The following is a 4,595-nucleotide window of genomic DNA, read 5'->3' as shown; positions in this document are numbered from 1 at the left end:
TAGTCGCCGTTGAAGTACGTCGAGGACAGCTCGTCCGGGTCGACCTCGAGGACGTAGTGGCCGCTGCTGTCCGTCTCGGCCTGCGCGGCCTCGAGAAGCTCGACGGACTCACCGATCTCGATCTCTGAGGTGTCGTCAGGAAACAGGCTGGCCGACACAGACGCACCGGCCACCGGTTCGCCGCCACGGGTCACGGTGCCGTGGAGCAGCACGCCGTCGGACTGCGGTCCCGCCGTATCGCGACCAGGTGTCGGACCGGCCTGCCCGTCGTCGGCGCTGCACCCCGCCAGCGCCAGCGCGGCAAGAAGGGCTGTGAGGACCAAACGCACACGCACGAGCTCAGGCCCCCTTGGTGGCCGTGCAGAGGAACACGACGAACTCGCGGTCGTTCTTGGTGATGGTCGTGGCGTCGACGAAGGCGACGTCGCCGAAACCCGCCTGCTCGAGCTGCGCGGCGAGCTGGTCCCGCTTGAACCCGTGGTGGCCGTCGAAGTCGGCCTTCCCCGCGTGGAAGGCTCCGTCCGGATCGTCCTCGAGGTCGGCGATCGCCAGACGGCCGCCGTCGACGAGAAGGTCGGCGACGGCCCGCAGCAAGGCGTCGAGGTCCTTGACGTGGTGCAGGGCCATCGAGCTCCACGCCACGTCGAAGGTCTCGTCGAGCCGGTCAGTGGTGAGGTCGGCCCGGAGGGTGCTCAGCTGATCACCGAGGCCGGCAGCGTCGATGCGGTCCTGAGCCACCTTCATCATCCCTGCGGACGGGTCGGTCACGAGCACCGAGCCGACGCGGTCGGCGAGCACGATGCTCAGCCGGCCGGTGCCAGCACCGATGTCGACCGCATGCGTGCGGGGGCTGAGGACGACGGCTTCCTCGATCGCTCGGGCGACGGCTATCTGGCGCTCCTCGTGGCCCGGGTCGTCGTCCCAGGTCGCTGCCTGGTCGTCGAAGCTCTCGTGGCCGTGGCCGTGGCCGTGGTTTTCGTCGCACATGGGCGCGAGCCTAGACCGCCACGGTCGACGCACTCGTAGGGAGAAGTCCACTGATCGATCGGAGTTCCGCGCTCGGTCTACGTCCGCAACGGGTAGGTCTGGCCGGTGGCGTGGCTCTGGTGGTGGTGGAAGGGGCACAGGAGGAGGGCGTCGCGGGTGTTGGTCTCTCCGCCGGGCTTCCAGGGGTTGGTGTGGTGGACGTGGCAGTAGGCGCCGGTGACGTCGCAGGCGGGGTGTTGGCAGGTCTTTTGCTCGACGATCAGTGCCAACCGTTGCGCCGGTGAGTGCAGGCGTCGTCCTCGGCCGAGGTCGAGGACGTGGGCGCCCTTGTCGAGAACGGCGGGGATGATCTTCGCGTCGCAGGCGAAGCGGAGGAGCTGTCCGGGTGAGACCTTGGTGCCGGTGTCGGTGGTGCTGGCTTTGGCTGCTCCGTGGGTGAGGACGTCGGCCTCGGCGGTGATGATGATCGTGGCCGCGAGACCACCCATCTTCGGTAGCTGGGCGGCCGGGTAGCGCTCGATGTACTCGCAGAACGCGTGGCCCATCTTCTGCGGGGTGGGCTTGTCGTAGTCGTAGGCCCCGGCACCTTCGGTGGCGCGCACGTGCTTGGGTGCGGCGAGGGCGGCGAGGGCTTTGCGGAGCATCTGCGCTTGGGCCTCGGGGATCGTGAACGACCCTTTGTAGAGGCCGTCGCCGGCGTGGGCGATGCGGAACTGGGTGTTCTTCCTGGCACGGGCTTCTTGGGCGGCGAGGAGTCGGGCTTCGTAGGCGTCGGCGCCTTCGGGGTCGATGACCTCGAAGAGTCGTCGGCCCATCTCGCGCAGGTCGTGGGCGTTGAAGCTCTTCGCCTGCTCGACCAGGTGGGCCCCGGCGAGGGGTTTCTGGGCTGCGTAGTCGTCGCCGACGTCGTCGATGGCGGCACCGATCACCGTTGCCTGCTCGGCCAGGACCTCGCCTCGGGCCATGGCGTCACGGGTCTGCTGGTGAGCACCGAGCACCTGGGTGAGGTGGGTGCGGCGGTTGGCCTCGCCGCGGGTCATCCGGGTGGTGCGGGCCAACCAGGCTGAGGTCGAGCTGGCGCCGATCGTCCCGGGCAGGTCGAGGGCCTCGGCCTGGGCCAACAGGCGGGTCTCGACCTCGGCGAGGCGGGCGAGGTCGGCGACCAGGCGGGCGACCGCGGTGGTGGTCTCCTCGGCGGTCAGCGACCAGGCCGGGGTGTCGCTGATGGTGTCGAGCTCGCCCTCGAGCACGTCGAGACAGGCCAGGATCGGATGTCCTGTCCCGGTGCCGTCGAGGTGCCTGCTCATGTGGCCTATGCAACCACCGGGCGCCGACAGTCCAACGGCCTGAGATCCGCTCAACCACGGGGTTGTGGACAACCTTCGAGCACGGGTGTTTGTGGAGAGTTGGTGGGTATCGCAAGACGTCTCGATACGTCGGCCCGGGCTCCTTCGTCGCCGGCCGACTACTCGACGACCCAGGCAGGCCGCCGGCGGACTACTCGACGACCCGGTCGACTCGGAGGCCGACGAGCGCCGCGGAGCGGTCCCAGAGTCCGTCGATGAGCGCCTGGTCGGAGGCCTGCTTGCTCTCCTTGCCGTCGATCGTGAAGCGGCTGAAGTAGCGGCCGTTGATCTCGGGGTCCGCACCACGCTCGGCCAGCGCGATGAGGGGCGCCGCACCGTCGGGAACGCTGATCGTCGCAAAGCTCTTGAGGGGCGAGCGGTAGAGCAGGCCGACGCAGAACGCGTCGCGCCCGAAGGAGCTGCCGACCGGGCCGGGGTGGACGGCGGCCGAGACCACGCCGTCCTCGGCCCAGCGCTGGGTGATGCCGCGGGTGAAGAGGATGTTCATCAGCTTGCCGGTGCCGTAGGCCGGGAACTCGAACGCGCGGCGGCGCTCGTAGTCGAGGTCGTCCAGAGCGACCCGCCCCATCAGGTTGGCGATGCTGGAGGTGTTGATGACCAGCGACTCGTCGGCGGCAGCGAGCTCGGGCTGCAACAGCCGGGTCAACAGGTACGGCGCGAGGTGGTTGATCTGGAAGTTCGGCTCGTGGCCGTCGTGCGTCGCCCGCGACGGCGAGAAAGTGCCGCCGGCGTTGTTGATCAGCAGGTCGAGCGACTCGACGCGCTCGCCGACCTGCTCGGCGAGACGTCGTACGTCGTCGAGGCGGGAGAAGTCGGCGACCAGCGGCTCGGTGCCCATCGCTGCGGCGATCGGCCGCAGCTTGTCAGCGGAGCGACCGGTGACGTGCACCGTCGCGCCTCGCGCTGCCAGGGCCTTGGCCGTCTCGGCGCCGATTCCGTCGCTCGCACCGGTCACCAGGACCGTGCGGCCCTCCATCGTCAGATCGCTCATGGCGCGAGCCTACGGTCGACGGCGAACCGGTCGCTCCCCCGCACCTCAGCCGAGGAGGGGCTACTGTCGCCAGCAGGAGCCATTCAGGCTTCCAACCAGAGAGCCACCCCTTGAGCGACAAGTCGCCGCGCCAGAGCAAGAGCCAGAAGACCACCAAGTCGATCAAGGAGAAGCGCGCCGACAAGCGCGCCAAGGCCTCCGGGGATTCCTTCTCCGACCCCGCCCAATCGGTGAAGAAGAAGTGAGCCTGCTCGGGCTCGGGGTCATCGGCTCCTCCGCCAAGGAGAACGAGCACCGGCTGCCGCTGCACCCCGACCACCTGCCCGGGCTCGACGCCGACCTGCGCGCGCAGATCACGCTCGAGCACGGGTACGGCGAGAAGTTCGGCGTCAGCGACGAGTCCCTGGCCGATCACGTGAACGGCTTCGCCTCGCGCGAGCAGCTGCTGGCGGAGTCCGACGTGGTGCTGCTGCCCAAGCCGCAGCTCGCTGACGTGGCGGCGCTGAGCCCGGGCCAGACGCTGTGGGGCTGGCCGCACTGCGTCCAGGACTCGGAGCTCACCCAGGTCGCCATCGACCAGCGGCTCACCCTGATCGCCTTCGAGGCCATGAACCACTGGACCCGCGACGGCACGGTCGGACTGCACGTGTTCCACAAGAACAACGAGCTCGCCGGCTACTGCTCGGTGCTCCACGCCCTCGAGATCGCCGGTCTCACCGGGGACTTCGGTCGTCGGCTGAGTGCGGTCGTGATCGGCTTCGGCGCCACCGCCCGGGGCGCGGTCACGGCGCTCAACGCCCACGGCGTCCACGAGGTCGCGGTGCTGACCAACCGGGGGGTCGCCGCGGTCGGGGCACCCATCCACTCCGTGCGGATCCGCCAGTTCGACCACGAGCCGGACGGCGCCCGCCTGAGCCACGTGACCACCGAGCGCGGCCGTGAGCCGCTACCCGCCTACCTCGCCGAGAACGACATCGTCGTCAACTGCACACTGCAGGACCCCGCCCACCCGCTGGTCTACCTCGCGACCGAGGACCTCGCGGCGTTCCGACCCGGCAGCGTGATCGTCGACGTCTCGTGCGACCTCGAGATGGGCTTCACCTGGGCCCGACCGACCAGCTTCGACGAGCCGACCTTCGAGGTGGGCGACCACGTCCTCTACTACGCCGTCGACCACACGCCCTCCTACCTCTGGAACTCAGCGACGTGGGAGAACAGCCACGCACTGATCCCGTTCCTGCGTCCGGTGC

Annotated in this window: 6 protein-coding genes; 2 read left to right on the top strand and 4 right to left on the bottom strand. The window is 69.3% G+C overall.

The window, feature by feature from the left end:
- The 4 genes from VOI19_RS14850 to VOI19_RS14835 form a co-directional block, all read right to left on the bottom strand.
- On the bottom strand, positions 1-335 hold a 335-nt coding region (locus VOI19_RS14850; RefSeq protein ID WP_323793741.1), incomplete at its 3' end, for a hypothetical protein.
- Between the two features lie 4 nt (positions 336-339).
- On the bottom strand, positions 340-987 hold the full coding sequence (locus VOI19_RS14845) for a class I SAM-dependent methyltransferase (protein WP_323793740.1): 648 nt from the start codon (positions 985-987) through the stop codon (positions 340-342).
- A gap of 77 nt (positions 988-1,064) precedes the next feature.
- Complete coding sequence (locus VOI19_RS14840) at positions 1,065-2,294, bottom strand: HNH endonuclease signature motif containing protein (protein WP_323793739.1); 1,230 nt, start codon at positions 2,292-2,294, stop codon at positions 1,065-1,067.
- 190 nt (positions 2,295-2,484) lie between these two features.
- Entirely contained in the window at positions 2,485-3,345 is an 861-nt protein-coding gene (locus tag VOI19_RS14835; RefSeq protein WP_323793738.1) for an SDR family NAD(P)-dependent oxidoreductase, read from the bottom strand.
- A gap of 110 nt (positions 3,346-3,455) precedes the next feature.
- On the opposite strand from VOI19_RS14835, the gene VOI19_RS14830 reads away from it, so the two are divergent.
- A complete protein-coding gene (locus VOI19_RS14830; RefSeq protein WP_323793737.1) occupies positions 3,456-3,590 on the top strand; it encodes a hypothetical protein in 135 nt (44 codons plus the stop codon).
- Positions 3,587-4,595 (top strand): N(5)-(carboxyethyl)ornithine synthase (locus tag VOI19_RS14825; protein WP_323793736.1); only part of this gene is annotated, 1,009 nt, incomplete at its 3' end. The genes VOI19_RS14830 and VOI19_RS14825, both read left to right, overlap by 4 nt.

The organism is Nocardioides sp., assembly GCF_034670285.1.
Lineage (GTDB): Bacteria > Actinomycetota > Actinomycetes > Propionibacteriales > Nocardioidaceae > Nocardioides.
Note: the sequence above shows the minus strand (reverse complement) of the source record. Positions and strands in the feature narration are given on the sequence as shown.